This window comes from Streptomyces sp. NPDC096176, from assembly GCF_044763255.1.
Taxonomy (GTDB): Bacteria; Actinomycetota; Actinomycetes; order Streptomycetales; family Streptomycetaceae; genus Streptomyces.
On record NZ_JBIWFV010000006.1, the window covers coordinates 442227 to 457472 of the forward strand.

A 15246-nucleotide genomic window follows, 5' to 3' on the forward strand; every position below is an offset into this window, starting at 1 on the left:
TGCGGGACGGTGGGTTCTACGCGCGTCAATCTCTTGGCTGAGCAGGCCACTTGTCAAGGGTCGGCGGATGTACGGAGACAGAAGGCCCGATGAACCGCTCGCCCGTCCTGCCGTACTGCGGCGAGCGCGGCGAAACGGCATGAAATGCGTCTACGCTTGGGCCCGTCCAGTCGCCCACAAGGCCGCCTGATTCCGGCACGCCGCGGAGGAGACCCACCAAGATGCCCGAAGACCGCCCCACCCTGCCGCCGGTACGGCTGCACTCGGACGCGGAGCTGGCGCGGGACGCGCTCGCCACCCCGCTGCTGGCCCGGGCCGTGCGCCTCGCCCGCTGGGCGGGGCCGCAGACGCAGGTCGGCGTCGGCGGCGAACTCGTCGACGAGCAGCTTCCGGCCGCGGCGGAGGAACTGGGCCTGGGCGCGGCAATCGATGACGGCCCCGCGTACGCCGGCGAGGCGTGGCGTGTCGCCGTCGACACCGGGCTCGTCGACGTCGAGGAGCCGGCCGACGACACCGACTCCGGGACCGGCAGCGTCGTCGCCGGGGACAACCTCGCGCTGGTCACCGGCGGTTCTCCGCAGGACGTACTCGGTCTGTGGCTGGACGCCCTGGACGTCGTCTTCGCCGACGCCACCGCGCCCGTACTCGAGGACATCGCCGCTGCCATCGGCGACGACGGGGAGATCGACCTCGAGACACTCGAGTGGGACCCCGAGGCGGAGGCCGCGTTCCTGGAAGGCGTCCTCGGCAACCTCTACCTGCTCACCGTCACGGAGAACGGCGCCGGCGAGGAGCCGGTGCCGCTGCCCGTGCTCGCCGCGTCGATGATCGTCCCCGACGACATGGGGGAACCGACCGACGACGTCCTCGAACAGGTCTCGGAGGCGATGATGCGCCTCGACGACCAGTTCCGGCTCCTCGAGCCGGTCGGGCTCGTCGAATACCGGCCCGTCGACGAGGAGTTGATGGCAGAAGAGGTCGATGACGCGGGGCCTGCCGCTCTCGGGGACGACGAGGACGTCGCCCGCTACGGCATGGTCCGGCTCACGCCGCTCGGCCTCTACGGCGTCAGAGCCCGACTGCTCGAGGCCGGAATCGACGCGCCCGCGGTCGGCGACCTCGCGGACAAGGGCGCCGAAACACTCCTCGACGGGCTCGCCCACTTCCCCGAGGTGTCCGCACGCGCCGAGACGGAGCAGTGGCTCGCCCGGCGCGAACCCGCCGCCGCCGCCCGCGAACTGCTCGCCGCCGCCCGCGGCGACGACGGCGGCGCGCCGCTGCGCCGGCTCCACTGCCAGCAGGCGCTCACCCTCGTCGGCCCGGCCGCCGAGCCCTCCGTACGCGCCGTTCTCGACGACGCCCAACTGGGTGGCCTCGCCCGGGTCTGGCTCGCGGAGCGGGGCGCCGCGGACGTGCCGGCGCCGCCGGAGTCCATGATCTTCTGGCTGGCCATCGACACGATCGCCGCGCAACTTGCGGCCGGGGGCGAGGCGGCCGAGCTCCAGGACCTCGTGGAGGGCCTGGTCGCGGGTCACAGCGGCTTCTTCGACGCGGCGTGGCGGGTGGACCACCCGGCGACGGCGGACGTGCTGGAGGCGATGGGGCGGCTGCACAGGGACAAGCAGACGGCGAAGGAGGCCCGGAAGGCGGCCTTCAAGTCCCGGTCGGCTCACTGAGCCGCGCTTGCGCGGCGTTCTCGGGGCGGGGCCGGTCAGGGCGTGGCGTCCCGGGGTTGCGCCCCCCGTGGGCCCCTGCCGGGGGTGGGTGCGGGGGCGGGGCCTCCGGAGGGGGAAAGCAGTCCCGGACATGCCCCCGGAGCGGCACCCGGAGGCCAAGCGAAACGGACCCGGGCCACGCCGCCGGTGCGGCCCGGAGCATGGACGGCGACCCGGTCGCCGTTCGCGCCGAACGCCCGGGCGACGGCACGGCCGAGGCCCCGGGACGCACCGCTGACGAGGACGCGGCGTCCGTGGAGGGCATTGTCATGTCAGCGGAGGCCTCTCTCGAAGTCGTGCGGCGTTCAAGTGCCGTTTGTACGCGGGCAGGAGGGTGTGGCACACATCAGCCGGCCCTCAGGAGACATCGATGTCGCTCACCCGCAGGGAATTCACCAGGCAGTCCGCTCTGACCGGCGCGGGCGTCGCCCTCACCGGCGCCGTGGGTGCGCTCGCTTCCGCTCCCGGCGCCCTCGCGGCGGAGGAGCGACCCCGCGCGGAGACCCATGACGGTCGTGAGCCGGGCTACGGCCCGCTGGTGCCGGACCCGGACGGACTGCTCGCGCTGCCCGCCGGGTTCCGGTACCGCGTCCTCACCCGTACCGGCGTCACCGAGCTGGAGTCGGGGGACCTCAGTCCCGGTAAGCACGACGGCACCGCGACGTTCGAGGGGCCGCGCGGGGTGACCCTGCTCGTCGTCAACCATGAACTCAAGGGCGACCGCTCCAAGATCGCCCACCCCGTGCCGCTCGCCGAGGGCCTCGTGTACGACCCCGCCGCGCCTGGTGGCTGCACCGTCGTCGAGAGCCACCGCAGCGGCGAGGTCGCCCAGTGGGTCGGGGTCGCCGGCACCGCGCAGAACTGCGCCGGTGGCTCCACCCCCTGGGGCACATGGCTCACCTGTGAGGAGACCGAGGACAGGGCCGGCCAGAACGGCATGACCAAGGACCACGGCTATGTCTTCGAGGTCGACCCCTGCGACCGCCGCGCCAACCGGGACCCGAAGCCGGTCAAGGCGCTCGGCCGGTTCGCCCACGAGGCCGTCGTCGTCGACCCGAAGCGCGGGCACCTGTACCTCACGGAGGACGCCGACACCCCCAACGGTCTGCTCTACCGCTGGGTGCCGCCGCACGGCTTCAAGCACGGCCGCGGGCAGTTGCGCACCCTCGCCGACGACGCCGGCGTGCTGCAGGCGGCCCGGTGCTACGACTCCGGCGGCCGGTTCGTCGACGACCTCGCCCGCGCCGTGAAGATCGGCACGGTGTACGGCGTGGACTGGGCCGAGGTGCCCGACCGTGACGCGCGGAACGTCTCCGTGCGCAAGCAGTTCAAGGACAACGAGGTCACCCGGGGCCGCAAGCTGGAGGGCATGTGGTGGGGTGACGGCGGCGCCTATGTCGTGTCCTCGTACGCCCGTGAGGAGAGCCCGGAGCAGCACGACGGCCAGGTCTGGTTCTACGACCCGCGCCGCCGGACGCTGACCCTGAAGGTGCTGTTCGGCATGAACCCCGATCCGTCGAAGGACGGCGCGTACGACGGCCCCGACAACATCACGGTCTCCCCGTACGGCGGCCTGATCCTCGCCGAGGACGGCGAGGGCGTGCAGCACCTGATCGGCGCCACGGACAGCGGCCGTACGTACCCCATCGCCCGCAACGAGCTGAACCTCGGCACCGAGGACGATCCGGACTTCAGCGAATTCGCGGGTGTCGTCTTCTCGCCGGACGGGCGGACCCTGTACGCCAGCATCCAGTCTCCGGGCATTCTGTTCGCGATCACCGGCCCGTGGAAGCGGCAGCCGAACCGGCGCTGAGCGGGCGGGACACGGCCTCTCCGGCACCCGTTCGGGGCCCCGGCGATGCCGTATTCGGCATGGTGGCGCTGCTTGGGCGAGGCCCCGCGGCCGACTGGCCCTGGAAGTGAAAACGTCCGGGCGTGGCGTGGCGGGGGGCCGGGGGCGCATACTTCAGGCAATGACAAAGTCAGCCGGTTCCCGGCGCCACCTGCCGTCCAGCCCCTTCAACCGTCCGTCCCTGGAAGAGCCGCCGATCGAGTGTTTCGAAGCGGGCGACAGGGTGTCCCACGATCAGTTCGGCCTCGGAAGAGTCCTTGCCGTGGAGGGAGACAATGCCGCTGTGCTCGTCGACTTCTCCGGCAGGCAGGGCCGTATCCTCAGCCCGTTCTCCAAACTGGCCAAACTCTGAGCACCGTTTTTGAGCATCCCCTCCGCCGGGGGCGTCCGTCGCTGTGACGGGTGCCCCCGGCGGACTGTTTCAGAGCGCCTGCGCGGCCGGCTTGACCATGCCGCGCACGGTGCGCGACTTCACGAAGTCGCCCATGGCGGTCATCTCCCACTCGCCGGAGAACTGCTTGATCAGCTTGGCCATCATCACGCCGGTCTGCGGCTCCGCGCCGGTCAGGTCGAAGCGGACCAGCTCCTCGCCCGTCGCGGCGTCCAGCAGCCGGCAGTAGGCCTTGGCGACCTCGGTGAACTTCTGCCCGGAGAAGGAGTTGACCGTGAAGACGAGGCCCGTCGCATCTGCGGGCAGCCTGCCCAGGTCCACGACGATGACCTCGTCGTCGCCCGCGCCCTCGCCGGTCAGATTGTCGCCGGAGTGCTTGATGGAGCCGTTCAGGATGGACAGCTTGCCGAAGTAGCAGCTGTCCAGGTGGTTGCGGTTGGGGCCGTAGGCGATGACGGAGGCGTCGAGGTCGATGTCCTTGCCGCGGAAGGCGGGCTCCCAGCCCAGGCCCATCTTGACCTGGGACAGAAGCGGACGGCCGCCCTTGACCAGGGACACCGTCTGGTTCTTCTGCAGACTGACCCGGCCCTTGTCCAGGTTGATCTTGCCGGCGCCCGGTGCGGGCGCGGCCGGTGGAGCGGCGGGCGGCGGGGTGGCCGCGACCCTGGGGTCAGCGGGCGGGGCGGCCGCGACGGGCGGGGCTGCGGGGGCAGCCGCCGGGGCGGCCGCGGGCTCCTCGTCGACCGAGACGCCGAAGTCCGTGGCGATGCCCGCCAGGCCGTTCGCATAGCCCTGGCCCACCGCGCGGACCTTCCAGGCTCCGTTGCGCAGGTAGATCTCGACGACGACCAGTGCGGTCTCCGAGCCGAGCTGCGGCGGGGTGAAGGTGGCGATCGGGCTGCCGTCGTCGCCATTGCGGATGGTGGCGGTCGGCTCGACGCCCTGGAAGGTCTGGCCGGCCGCGTCCGGGCTGGCCGTGACGACGATCTTCTCGATGCCGGGCGGCACGACCGCCGTGTCCACGACGATCGCGTCCGGCGCCGTGCCGCCGCCGGAGCGGTAGGTGACTCCGGGGCCCTGGGGCTGGTTGTAGAAGATGAAGTCGTCGTCGGAGCGCACCTTGCCGTCGGCGGTGAGCAGCAGGCCCGATACGTCGAGCCGCACCGGGGCGGCGACGTCCACCGCCACGCGCGGGGCGGTCAGAGGGATGTTCGAGCCGGGGGTCATAGCTGTCATGCCTGGGTAACGAGCGAGTCCGCTTTGCCGTTCCCTTACCTTGGTCACCTGTTGCGAGGGTGATTTCGCGCCATGCGCTCATTTCCGAACTTGTACGCACCCGTCCATCGCGCCATCACCAGTTGCGCGTCCCCCGACTCGAGCTCCGTGAGGAACTTCTGGGCGCGCGGACCGCGCAGGGTGCCTGCCGCGCGGCCGCGGTGGGTGATGACGACCGTGCCGTCGCCCTGCTGTGCGTAAGTGAAGCCGAAAGGTCTCGCCATGACCGTCATCCTGGCGGGTCCCGGTCAAGGGGGCACATGGTTTTCCGGTCAGTGCGGCCACCGGGGCGGATCGGTGGTGAAGTGGCCTCCCAGGTGGGCGTGGGCCGGGTTGTCCGGGTCGAGCTCTCCCTGCTCGGCGATGAGCTTCTCCGCGTACTGCTCGGAGTCGTCCTGCGGGTCGTAGCCGAGTGCACGGGCGGAGGCCAGGTCCCACCACAGGCGGGTGTTGGCCGACGAGCCGTAGACCACCGCATGGCCGACGTTCTCGGCCGTGAGTGCCGCGTGGAACAGCCGTGCGCCGTCGCCGGGGCTCATCCAGACGGAGAGCATCCGTACCGAAGTGGGTTCCATGAAGCAGGAGCCGATGCGCACGGAGACGGTCTCCAGGCCGTGCAGGTCCCAGTACAGCTGGGCCAGGTCCTCGCCGAAGCACTTGGACAGGCCGTAGAAGGTGTCCGGGCGGTGGCGGGTCTCGACGGGGATCAGCGCATCGGGGGCGATCGGCGCCTCGCCTGCGGGGCGCGGCACGAACCCGACCGCGTGATTGCTGGACGCGAAGACGACGCGCCTCACCCCTTCCTCGCGCGCGGCCTCGTAGAGGTTGTAGGTCCCCTCGATGTTGGAGCGCAGGATCCTGTCGAACGAGGCCTCAAGGGAGATGCCCGCGAGGTGGATGATCCCGTCGACGCCGCGCACGGCCTCGCGCAGGGCGTCCCTGTCGGCGAGGTCGGCGGTGATCGCGTTCGGCTCGCCCTCGATGGGGGTGACGTCGAAGAGACGGAGGTCATAGCCGTAGGCGGGGAGCAGGCCGCGCATCAGGGTGCCGAGCCCGCCGGCGGCGCCGGTGAGCAGAACGGTGGGGGCATCGGGCATGGGCGGATCTCCTTCGTTGCACAAATCCATGGACAGTATTCACATGTGTGGACACGCTAGGGAGCGACCGGGGTGCCGTCAAGTGTCCCGCGAGGCGGGTGATTCCGTGCCTGGAATGCGGGTTTCCGTCTTGACCGGCGCGCGCGGGCTGCCCTAGCGTGGTCGGTGTTCAGAAATATGGACGTCGATCAGAATTGTGCACGGGCTCGCAGCCCGGAGCACGGCCCAGGGAGCGCCCGTGACCTCAGACCCGCTCGCAGCCCGGCTCGCCCGGGTCCAGGGACCGCTGTTCTTTCCCGTCACCGCGTACGGACCGGACGGCGCTCTCGACCTCGAAGCATTCCGTGTGCATGTGGCACGGGGAGTCGACGCAGGCGCCGCCGCGGTCTTCGCCTGCTGCGGGACGGGGGAGTTCCACGCCCTGACCCTTGAGGAGTTCCGCGACTGTGTCGCCGCGGCCGTCGAGGAGACGGCCGGCCGGGTGCCCGTCCTCGCGGGCACCGGCTACGGCGCCGCGCTCGCCGCGCAGTACGCCAGGATCGCCGAGGAGGCCGGCGCGGAGGGTCTGCTCGCCCTGCCGCCCTACCTGGTCGTCGCCGACCAGGCAGGGCTCGTCCGCCACTACACCCACCTGGCCGCGGCCACGTCCCTCGACGTCATCGTCTACCAGCGGGACAACGCGATCTTCACGCCGGAGAGGGTCGTCGAACTCGCCCGCGTCGACAAGATCATCGGGCTGAAGGACGGCCTCGGAGACCTCGACCTGATGCAGCGGGTCGTCAGCGCGGTACGCCGCGAGGTGCCCGAGCGCGACTTCCTCTACTTCAACGGGCTGCCCACCGCCGAGCTCACCGCTCTCGCCTACCGCGGCATCGGGATCATCCTCTACTCCTCCGCCGTCTTCGCGTTCGCCCCCGACATCGCCCTCGCCTTCCACCGGGCGCTCACCACCGGCGACGACAAGACGGTCGGCCGCCTCCTCGACGGCTTCTTCGTACCGCTGGTGGAGCTGCGCAACGAAGGCCGCGGCTACGCCGTGTCGCTCGTCAAGGCCGGCGTACGGCTCGAGGGGCTCGACGTCGGCGAAGTGCGGCCGCCGCTGACCGAGCCGACGGACCGGCACATCGAGGAGCTCGCGGCGCTCATCGAGCAGGGCAGGGCGCTGCTGGAGGGCGACGCGTGAGGGCCTCCGCCTTCCTGTATCCGTGGGACGTCGTCGGCGACGCGGAGGCCGCGGTCCGCGTCGCGGACCTCGGGGTCCGGCAGGTCACGCTCGCCGCGGCCTACCACTCCACCAGTGCGCTGACGCCGCGTCACCAGGCGCACCGGATCGTCACCGCCGAGCACGCCGCCGTGCTCTACCCGCCGGACGCCGAACGCTGGGCGGGGCGCGAGCTGCGGCCGTACCCGGCGGGACCGTGGGCGAGCGGGGACGCGTACGGCGAGGCGGCGGCCGCTCTCGGCGACGCGGGGCTCGACGTCCACACCTGGGTGGTCCTCGCACACAACTCCCGTATGGGAAACGAGCATCCCGGCACCTCGGTCGTCAACGCCTACGGCGACCGCTACCCCTGGGCACCCTGCATCGCGCAGCCCGAGGTCCGCGCATACCTGGTGTCGCTCGCGGCGGAGGCGGCCGTACGGCCCGGCGCGCGCGGTACCGAACTCGAGTCCTGCGGCTGGTACGGCATGGCCCATCTGCACGCCCACGACAAGACCGCCGGGGTCGGACTCGGCGACGCGGCGCAGTACCTGATGTCGCTCTGCTTCTGTCCGTCCTGCCGCGACGGTTACGGGCACCGGGGCCTCGATCCGGACCGGCTCGCGGTGGCGGTGCGCGCCGCCCTCGAACCTGTGTGGCGCGGCGAATCGGCGGAACCGGAGCCGCTCGACCGGGCATGGGCGCGGGAGGTATGGGACTTCCGTACGCGCACGGCCCGTACGCTCCAGGAAGCAGCCGTCGGGGCTGTACGGGCCGCGGCGCCGGCGGGCTTCCAGGTGCTGCTGCACGCCGACCCCGCCGCACACCACTGCGGCGCCAACGCGGGCGTGGACCCGGCGCACATCCTGTCGGTCGCCGACGGAGTGGTCGTACCGTGCACGGGCGACCCCCGTCTGCTCGCGCCGTTCGCGGAGCACGCGACGGCGGGCACGGTGCTCGCGGCGAACCTGACGGTGGTGAGCGGTATGGGCGGCACCCCACAGACCCTGTCCTCGGACCTGGAACGAGCGGCGTCCCTGGGCGCGACGGAAGTGCGTCTGTATCACGCGGGCCTGGCCTCCGCGGCGGACCTGGCGGCCGTCCGCTCGGCCCTGACGCAGCTTCCGGGCGCAGCCCCCTGACGTAGCCCTCGGCGCAGCCCCGCCGAGGTGCCCGGCGGCTGTGCCGATCCGCTCGGCGCACGAGGACGTCAGCGCTTGCGCGGCTTCTCGTGCCGGGCGGTTCCGGGCCGGGCGGGTCCGGGCCGGGTCTCGGGGAGGGGCGTTTCGCCGGAAAAGGACCGCCACGCCAGGAACGCCCCCACGATCACACCCGCTCCGCCCACCAAGGCCAGCAGCACCCGGACGTCGACCACCGCCACCAGGCCCGCGCCCAGTGCCAGGGCCACCGCGTTCGGCACGAACATCAGCGTGTTCGCGGTGGCGGCGGTGCGGCCCACGATCGCGTCCGGTGTGTCCCGCTGCACCGCCGTCATCGCCGCGATCAGCACGCACGGCAGCCCCAGACCGATCGCCGCGCTGCACACCATCGCCACTGCGTCGTACGGCAGCACCCGCAGTCCCACCCCCGCCGCGAACACCGCGATGCCGGACGCCGCGAACAACCGCTCCGGCAGCCGGCGCAACAGGGGTCCCGCCAGCAGCCCGGCGAGCACCGAGCCGAGACCCTGCACCGCATACAGCAGACCGACGAACGCGGGCGAGTGCCCCAGCACCTTGTCCGTGACGGCGTAGATCAGCGCGCCGTTCAGGCCGGCCAGCCCCATCGTCAACGCCCCGCCGAGCACGAGCGGGCGCAGAGACGCAGAACGCCACAGGGAGCGCGCCCCCTCCAGGGTGTCGCTGCCCCAACTGCCTTGCCGAGGCGTCGGCTTCGCCTCCCGGACCCGCATCAGCGCGAAGATCCCCGCAGCGAGCGCGAAGGACATCGCGTCCAGAAGTGCCACGGAAGCACCGCCTGACCGGGTGAACAGTGCGGCGCCGGCAAGCGGGGCGAGCAGCTTCATGCCCTCGTTCGCCGTCATGCGCAGTCCGTTGAAGTCGCCCAGGAGGCGCGGTTCGACGGCCGCCGCCACGAGCCCGGCCTCCGCGGCGTCGTGGACGACCGAGCTCACCCCGTACAGGATCAGCACCGCGAACAGGATCCACACCCGGGCCGCGGAGTCCACCGCGAGCAGCGGCAGCAGCAGGAGGGACATGGCGAGGTTCGTCAGGATCAGCAGCGGCCTGCGGCGCACCCGGTCGGCGACCGTGCCCAGCAGCGGCCCGACCAGGACGGGCGCCCACATCGCGAACGTCGTGAGTGCCGCCAGACTGTCCGAGCCCGTCAGCGACTTGACCCAGACTCCGGCCACCAGCCACATCGCGGAAGTCCCGAAGCCGGAGACGACCACTCCGGACAGGTACAGCCCCGCGTTGCGGTCCTTCAGTACTGATCCCGCCGCCCATCGCATCCCTCGCGCCCGCCCTTCCGCCCTGCCGCTCCGGTCTTCGTGAGCAACCTGGCATCTAAGGCCCCTCGGAGAGATCGGGCAGTTGACCTATCCCGACGGCACTGCGAGTAGTGCGGTAGTGAGCGGGAGGCCCGACGCCCGTCAGCCCACTTCCGGCGCGGGGGCGTTCGGCTCCTCGGCGGCTCGGCCGCGTCGTTCGTGGCGCAGGGCCGCACCGGTGACCAGCGCGCCCAAGCCCTCCCACAGGCCTACGCCGAGGAAGCCGGACGGGGCACGGCCGGTGACGACCGCCAGGGTCAATACGGCACAGGTCAGCAGGCGAAACGGGACCGTCCAGCGGAAGAAGGGCTTCCAGTCCGCGAGTGCGGCCAACACGTAGTAGACACCCATATTGACCGCTGCCATCGAGGAAGCGGTGAGGAAGACCAGGGTGTGGTCGCCGTCCGCGCGGCGGGCGTCGGCCAGGGGTTCGAAGCCCATCGTCGTCAGAAGGGCGTCCGGGGCTATCAGTCCCAGGACGCCCAGCACGGCAGCCAGGATGCCGAAGACCGCCATCGTCCAGCCGGACAGGGAACGGGGCAGGGCACGCACAGAAGTCCTCCGTAGGACAGGGCCGTTGAGGGCTCCTGCATACAGTGCGCAGTGTCCCGCCGCCCAGGGGCCGCCCGCAGGGCAGGCGCGACACGTTCCTCCCCGTTCCGCAGCCGGCACTGTACGGCCGGATCCGCGTGGAACAGTGCAGGAAAGCATTGGAGGTTGGGACCATGCAGTTCACCCGCGTCCGGCACGCCCTTGTGGGTGCGCTCGCCACGCTCGCCCTCGTCCCGCTCGCGGCCTGCGGCCAGGACGATTCCACGGCTTCGTCGCCCGCGCCCGCGCCGTCCGCGGCCTCGTCGGCGTCCGCCGGAAAGACGGTGCCCGGAACGGACGCGAAGCCGGTCGCGCGCGAGTTCAAGGAACTGGAGCGCAAGTTCGACGCGCGCTTGGGCGTCTACGCCGTCGACACCGGCACCGGGCGCGAGGTCGCCCACAACGACGGCGAGCGGTTCGCCTACGCCTCCACGTTCAAGGCGCTGGCCGCTGGTGCCGTGCTCCGGAAGTACTCCCTGAGCGGCATGGACCGGATCATCACGTACTCCAAGGACGATCTCATCCACCACTCCCCGGTGACCGAGAAGCACGTCGACACCGGCATGAGCCTGGGCGCACTGTGCGAGGCCGCCGTCCGCCACAGCGACAACGCCGCGGCCAACCTCCTCTTCGACCAGCTCGGCGGGCCCCAGGGACTGGACGCCGTGCTCGAAGAGCTCGGCGACGACGTCACCAGGATGGAGCGCCGCGAGCCTGAGCTCAGCCGCTGGGCGCCGGGCGAGACGCGGGACACGACCACCCCGCGGGCGCTGGCCGGGGACCTGCGGGCGTTTGTCCTCGGCGACGTCCTCGGCAAGGGCGAACGCGCACAGCTCACGAAGTGGCTGCGGACCAACGTCACGGGGGACGACCTCATCAGGGCCGGGGTGCCCAAGGGCTGGGTGGTCGGCGACAAGACCGGAACCGGCAGCGGCTACGGCGCCCGCAACGACATCGCCGTGGTGTGGCCGCCCGACTCCGCGCCCATCGTCATGGCGATCATGTCGAACCGCGCCACCGAGGACGCAGCACATGACGACAAACTGATCGCGGAAGCGGCGTCCGTCGTCGCGGCCACCCTGTCGTAGCGGGCGTCTCGGGCCGAGTCGGCCGGCCGGCGCCTCAGCCCAGCGCCGCCTCCATCATCTCCCGCGCCACCGGCGCCGCCAGCCCGTTGCCGCTGACCTCGGAACGCTCGGCCCCCGAGTCCTCGATGAGGACGGCGACGGCGACCTCCTTGCCGCTGCCGGGGTCCTTGGCGTACGACGTGAACCAGGCGTACGGCGTCTTGCTGTTGTTCTCGCCGTGCTGCGCCGTGCCCGTCTTGCCGCCGACCTCGGCCCCCGGGATCTGCGCGTTCGACCCGGTGCCCTCCTCGACGACGGTCTCCATCGCGCTGCGCAGCTGCTCAGCGGTCGCGGACGACACGATCCGCCGGGAGTCGCCGTCCTCGTAGGACTGCAAGGTGTCGCCGTCCGCGGAGACCACCTTGGAGACCATGTGCGGCGACTCCATGACGCCGTCGTTCGCAATGGCGGCCGACACCAGCGACATCTGGAGCGGGGTGGCGGTCACATCGAACTGGCCGATGCCGGTCAACGCGGTGGACGACGCGTTCATCCCGGACGGGTACACACTCGCCGACGCCCGCACCGGCACGTCCTGCTTCTTGTCGTTGAAGCCGAACTTCTCTGCCATCGCCCGCACCTTGTCCTGCCCCAGGTCCACGGCCATCTTGCCGAAGACGTTGTTGCACGAGTACTGCAGCGCCGTGCGGATCGTCGCGTCCTCGCAGGGCGCGGACGGATTCTCGTTCTCGAGGTCGGTGCGGGTGCCGGGCAGCCGGTACGGGTCGGGGCTGTCGGTCTTCTCGTCGGCGGACCCGTACAGGCCGTCCTCCAGCGCGGCCGCCGCGACGACCAGCTTGAACGTCGAGCCGGGCGGCAACGGCTGCCTCAGTGCCCGGTTCAGCAGCGGCTTGTCCTCCCGGTCGAGCAGCTTCTGCCAGGCGTCGCCGTCCGAGGTGCCGCTGATGGTCGACGGGTCGTACGACGGGGTGCTGACCATGCCGAGGACTTCCCCGGTCTTCGGGTCGATCGCGACGGCCGCGCCCTTCGCGTTGCCGAGCGCCTCGAAGCCGGCCTTCTGGACCGCCGGGTCGATCGTGGTCACCACGTCACCGGGCTCCTGCTGCTTGCCGGTGAGCGCGTCGACCGGGCTCTTCACCCGGAGGTCGGTGCCGTCCAGGACACCCGAGTAGATGCCCTCGAGCTGGGTCGAGCCGTACGCCTGCGAGCTGTAGCCGGTGACCGCCGAGTACAGCGCGCCGTCGGTGTAGCTGCGCTTGTACGCGAGGTCACCGCCCTCCGTCCTCTTCGAGCCTGTGACCGCGGAACCGGCCACGACGATGTCGCCCAGCGGCTGCGCGTACTGCGCGATGACCTTCCGCCGGTTGCTTTCCTGGTCCGTGAGCGCCTGCGCCTCGTAGCCCTGCACCCAGGTCGCCCGCACCAGCAGGGCGAGCACCAGGAGCAGACTGAAGACGGCGGCGCGCCTGATCGTCTTGTTCATCCCGTACGAGGGACGAGCGGCAGAGGGTGTTCCGTTCCGGTCCGCCCGTTTTCTCATGGTCTCTTCATCTCTGCGGCGGACAGGTGCCGCGGACCGGTGCGCGGGGGCGGTCGGGTGCCGCGGACGGGTGCGCGGGCGGCAGGGGCAGGGGGCTCAGCGGGGCGAGATGAAGCCCGACTCGTACGCCGCGATCACCGCCTGGGTGCGGTCCCGTGCGCCGATCTTGGCGAGGACCGACGCCACGTGGGTCTTCACGGTCGCCGGGCCGACCCCCATCCGCCCGGCGATCTCCGCGTTCGTCAGTCCGGTGGCCATCAGCCGCAGGACCTCCGCCTCACGCTCGGTCAGGCGGGCCGCCCACGGCGGCGCAGCCTCCCGCCGCCGTCGGCCGTATTCGGCGGCGAGCGCACGCACGGCGGACGGGAACAGCAGCGAGTCGCTGCGCGCGACCAACCGCACCGCCTGCACCAGTTCCTCCGCCGCCGCCCGTTTCAGAAGGAAGCCGGCCGCTCCGGCGCGCAGCGCGTCGTACACATAGGAATCGTTCTCGAACGTCGTCACGACGACGATGCGAGGCGGCTCCTCGGAAGTGGAGAGGATCTGCTCGGTGGCCCGTATTCCGTCGATCTCCGGCATGCGCACATCCATCAGAACCACATCGGGCCGCCGTTCCCGCACCACGGAAACCGCCTCCGCTCCCGACGCCGCCTCGCCGACGACCGTCAGGTCGGGCTCGGCGTCGAGGATCACCCGCAGCGCCGTGCGGACCATCCGCTCGTCGTCGGCGAGGACGACCCGGATCGTGCTCATCGGTTCCCCTTCAGCGGAAGCCGGGCGGTCAGCCGCCACACCGCGCCGCGCGGGCCGGCCTCGGCGCGGCCGCCGAGCAGCGCGGCCCGCTCCGCCGCGCCGCGCAGGCCCCGCCCGCCTCCCGGGCGCACCACCGGCGCCCGCTCGGGCAGAGGGTTCTCCATCGTGATCTCCAGTCCTTCGCCGGCCACGGCGATCCCCAGCGTCACCGGTGAACCCCCGGCATGGCGAAGGGCGTTGCTCAGCCCTTCCTGGACGATCCGGTACGCCTCGCGGGACACGGGCGCCGGCACGGCGGCGAGCTCCCCCTCGACGTGCAGCGACACGGGTACACCGCCGCGCGACACCAGCCCGTCGAGCGCCGTGAGCGTCGGCCCGCAGAGCCGACCGGCTCCGTCACCGTCCTGCCGCAGCAGACCGATTACGGCGTCGAGTTCCCCGACCGTGCGCCGGGTGGTCTCCTCGATCGCGGCCAGCGCCTCCCGTACGAACGCAACGTCGCTGTCCAGCACTTTGCGGGCAGCTCCCGCCTGCAAGGTGACGGCGGAGAGCGCGTGACCGACGGAGTCGTGCAGTTCGCGGGCGAGGCGGTTGCGCTCGGCGAGCTCCGTCGCCCGCTGCTCGGCCGCGGCCAGCCGGTCGGCCGGGGTGGGGCCGAGCAGTACCGGCGCCAGGCGGGCCAGCAGAGCCCCCGCCGCGGCGGACACGGCCGCGAGGGCCAGCAACATCCCCACGCCGGCGAGCGGCAGCAGCACCGCCGACCAGGCGGTGTCCGGCACGTGAAGGAAATCCCGTACCCCTGCGAACACCGGCGCGACGATCAGCCCGCCGGCGAACGGGGGCAGCGCGAGTGACGCTCCGCTGACCAGCGCGCCGAGCCCCAGATGCAGGATGAGCCAGCCCGCGGAGCGCGTCCGCGCCGCCCGGCTGCGCGCCTGCCCCTCTGCGAGCCGCTCGGCCGGCACCCCGCACAGTGCCCGGGCGGCGGCCACCGACAGCGGTCTGGCCATGGGGAAAAGTCCGGCGACGGCGACGAGCGGGAGGGCGAAGGCGTACGAACCGAACTGCAGCGCCGCCGAGCCCGCGAACAGGTTCCTCTCCTCGGTCAGCGGACCGATGACCACCATGCCCACCAGCCAGAACGGCATCAACAGCGCGCCGCCGAGGACCAGATGGACCCAGCGCAGCCTGGCTCGGTGGCCGAGCAGGGCACGCACGGCCCGCCGTACGG

Annotated in this window: 14 protein-coding genes and 1 pseudogene; 6 read left to right on the plus strand and 9 right to left on the minus strand. The window is 71.8% G+C overall.

Annotated features, from left to right (window positions below):
- The first annotated feature begins 221 nt into the window (after positions 1-221).
- Positions 222-1676 (plus strand): hypothetical protein, encoded by a 1455-nt coding sequence (locus ACIQ7Q_RS19630; RefSeq protein WP_403863236.1) that lies wholly within the window; start codon positions 222-224, stop codon positions 1674-1676.
- 188 nt (positions 1677-1864) lie between these two features.
- Here the strand turns inward: ACIQ7Q_RS19630 and ACIQ7Q_RS19635 are convergent.
- Positions 1865-1969: pseudogene (locus tag ACIQ7Q_RS19635) on the minus strand (3-oxoacyl-ACP reductase); the annotation flags it as partial.
- Between the two features lie 116 nt (positions 1970-2085).
- Here ACIQ7Q_RS19635 and ACIQ7Q_RS19640 point away from each other — a divergent pair.
- Together ACIQ7Q_RS19640 and ACIQ7Q_RS19645 are read left to right on the plus strand one after the other, a co-directional pair.
- Positions 2086-3528 (plus strand): alkaline phosphatase PhoX, encoded by a 1443-nt coding sequence (locus tag ACIQ7Q_RS19640; RefSeq protein ID WP_403863239.1) that lies wholly within the window; start codon positions 2086-2088, stop codon positions 3526-3528.
- A gap of 160 nt (positions 3529-3688) precedes the next feature.
- The gene (locus ACIQ7Q_RS19645; protein ID WP_037775011.1) at positions 3689-3919 is read left to right on the plus strand and encodes a hypothetical protein; all 231 of its coding nucleotides are present in this window, start codon (positions 3689-3691) and stop codon (positions 3917-3919) included.
- Positions 3920-3988: 69 nt separating this feature from the next.
- Here the strand turns inward: ACIQ7Q_RS19645 and ACIQ7Q_RS19650 are convergent, their stop codons facing one another.
- From ACIQ7Q_RS19650 to ACIQ7Q_RS19660, 3 genes are read right to left on the minus strand one after another with little or no spacing between them, the layout of a single operon-like run.
- Positions 3989-5194 (minus strand): TerD family protein, encoded by a 1206-nt coding sequence (locus tag ACIQ7Q_RS19650; protein ID WP_403863242.1) that lies wholly within the window; start codon positions 5192-5194, stop codon positions 3989-3991.
- A 44-nt stretch (positions 5195-5238) separates the two neighbouring features.
- A complete protein-coding gene (locus ACIQ7Q_RS19655) occupies positions 5239-5457 on the minus strand; it encodes a hypothetical protein (protein ID WP_403863245.1) in 219 nt (72 codons plus the stop codon).
- Between the two features lie 48 nt (positions 5458-5505).
- On the minus strand, positions 5506-6330 hold the full coding sequence (locus tag ACIQ7Q_RS19660) for an NAD-dependent epimerase/dehydratase family protein (protein ID WP_403863248.1): 825 nt from the start codon (positions 6328-6330) through the stop codon (positions 5506-5508).
- Between the two features lie 238 nt (positions 6331-6568).
- Here ACIQ7Q_RS19660 and ACIQ7Q_RS19665 point away from each other — a divergent pair, with 238 nt between their 5' ends.
- Entirely contained in the window at positions 6569-7513 is a 945-nt protein-coding gene (locus tag ACIQ7Q_RS19665; protein WP_403863251.1) for a 5-dehydro-4-deoxyglucarate dehydratase, read from the plus strand.
- Positions 7510-8673, plus strand: coding sequence for a hypothetical protein (locus ACIQ7Q_RS19670; protein ID WP_403863254.1), 1164 nt, complete (start codon positions 7510-7512; stop codon positions 8671-8673). The genes ACIQ7Q_RS19665 and ACIQ7Q_RS19670 overlap by 4 nt, the downstream gene beginning before the upstream one ends.
- A gap of 68 nt (positions 8674-8741) precedes the next feature.
- On the opposite strand, the gene ACIQ7Q_RS19675 is transcribed toward ACIQ7Q_RS19670, so the two are convergent.
- Positions 8742-10004, minus strand: coding sequence for an MFS transporter (locus ACIQ7Q_RS19675; protein WP_403863257.1), 1263 nt, complete (start codon positions 10002-10004; stop codon positions 8742-8744).
- 141 nt (positions 10005-10145) lie between these two features.
- Positions 10146-10595, minus strand: a complete 450-nt coding sequence (locus tag ACIQ7Q_RS19680; protein WP_403863260.1) for a hypothetical protein — start codon at positions 10593-10595, stop codon at positions 10146-10148.
- A 173-nt stretch (positions 10596-10768) separates the two neighbouring features.
- Between ACIQ7Q_RS19680 and bla the strand changes: the two genes are divergently transcribed.
- Positions 10769-11722 carry a class A beta-lactamase gene (bla, locus tag ACIQ7Q_RS19685; protein WP_403863263.1) on the plus strand — a complete coding sequence of 318 codons (954 nt, stop codon included), beginning with the start codon at positions 10769-10771 and terminating at the stop codon, positions 11720-11722.
- A gap of 34 nt (positions 11723-11756) precedes the next feature.
- Here bla and ACIQ7Q_RS19690 read toward each other — a convergent pair whose 3' ends face one another.
- From ACIQ7Q_RS19690 to ACIQ7Q_RS19700, 3 genes are all read right to left on the minus strand, one after another.
- Complete coding sequence (locus tag ACIQ7Q_RS19690; RefSeq protein ID WP_403863266.1) at positions 11757-13205, minus strand: peptidoglycan D,D-transpeptidase FtsI family protein; 1449 nt, start codon at positions 13203-13205, stop codon at positions 11757-11759.
- Positions 13206-13358: 153 nt separating this feature from the next.
- Positions 13359-14015: a response regulator gene (locus ACIQ7Q_RS19695; protein ID WP_403863269.1), complete on the minus strand. Its 657-nt coding sequence runs from the start codon at positions 14013-14015 to the stop codon at positions 13359-13361.
- A complete protein-coding gene (locus tag ACIQ7Q_RS19700; RefSeq protein WP_403863602.1) occupies positions 14012-15232 on the minus strand; it encodes a sensor histidine kinase in 1221 nt (406 codons plus the stop codon). Before ACIQ7Q_RS19700 ends, ACIQ7Q_RS19695 begins: the two co-directional genes overlap by 4 nt.
- Positions 15233-15246 lie beyond the last annotated feature (14 nt).

What these genes read in the sequence shown, in the direction of transcription:
- ACIQ7Q_RS19630 (WP_403863236.1), top strand. Translation starts at nt 222, where the DNA reads ATGCCCGAAGACCGCCCCACCCTGCCGCCGGTACGGCTGCACTCGGAC.
- ACIQ7Q_RS19640 (WP_403863239.1), top strand. Translation starts at nt 2,086, where the DNA reads ATGTCGCTCACCCGCAGGGAATTCACCAGGCAGTCCGCTCTGACCGGC.
- ACIQ7Q_RS19655 (WP_403863245.1), bottom strand. Translation starts at nt 5,457, where the DNA reads ATGGCGAGACCTTTCGGCTTCACTTACGCACAGCAGGGCGACGGCACG.
- ACIQ7Q_RS19675 (WP_403863257.1), bottom strand. Translation starts at nt 10,004, where the DNA reads ATGCGATGGGCGGCGGGATCAGTACTGAAGGACCGCAACGCGGGGCTG.
- ACIQ7Q_RS19645 (WP_037775011.1), top strand. Translation starts at nt 3,689, where the DNA reads ATGACAAAGTCAGCCGGTTCCCGGCGCCACCTGCCGTCCAGCCCCTTC.
- ACIQ7Q_RS19650 (WP_403863242.1), bottom strand. Translation starts at nt 5,194, where the DNA reads ATGACAGCTATGACCCCCGGCTCGAACATCCCTCTGACCGCCCCGCGC.
- bla (WP_403863263.1), top strand. Translation starts at nt 10,769, where the DNA reads ATGCAGTTCACCCGCGTCCGGCACGCCCTTGTGGGTGCGCTCGCCACG.
- ACIQ7Q_RS19695 (WP_403863269.1), bottom strand. Translation starts at nt 14,015, where the DNA reads ATGAGCACGATCCGGGTCGTCCTCGCCGACGACGAGCGGATGGTCCGC.
- ACIQ7Q_RS19660 (WP_403863248.1), bottom strand. Translation starts at nt 6,330, where the DNA reads ATGCCCGATGCCCCCACCGTTCTGCTCACCGGCGCCGCCGGCGGGCTC.
- ACIQ7Q_RS19690 (WP_403863266.1), bottom strand. Translation starts at nt 13,205, where the DNA reads ATGAACAAGACGATCAGGCGCGCCGCCGTCTTCAGTCTGCTCCTGGTG.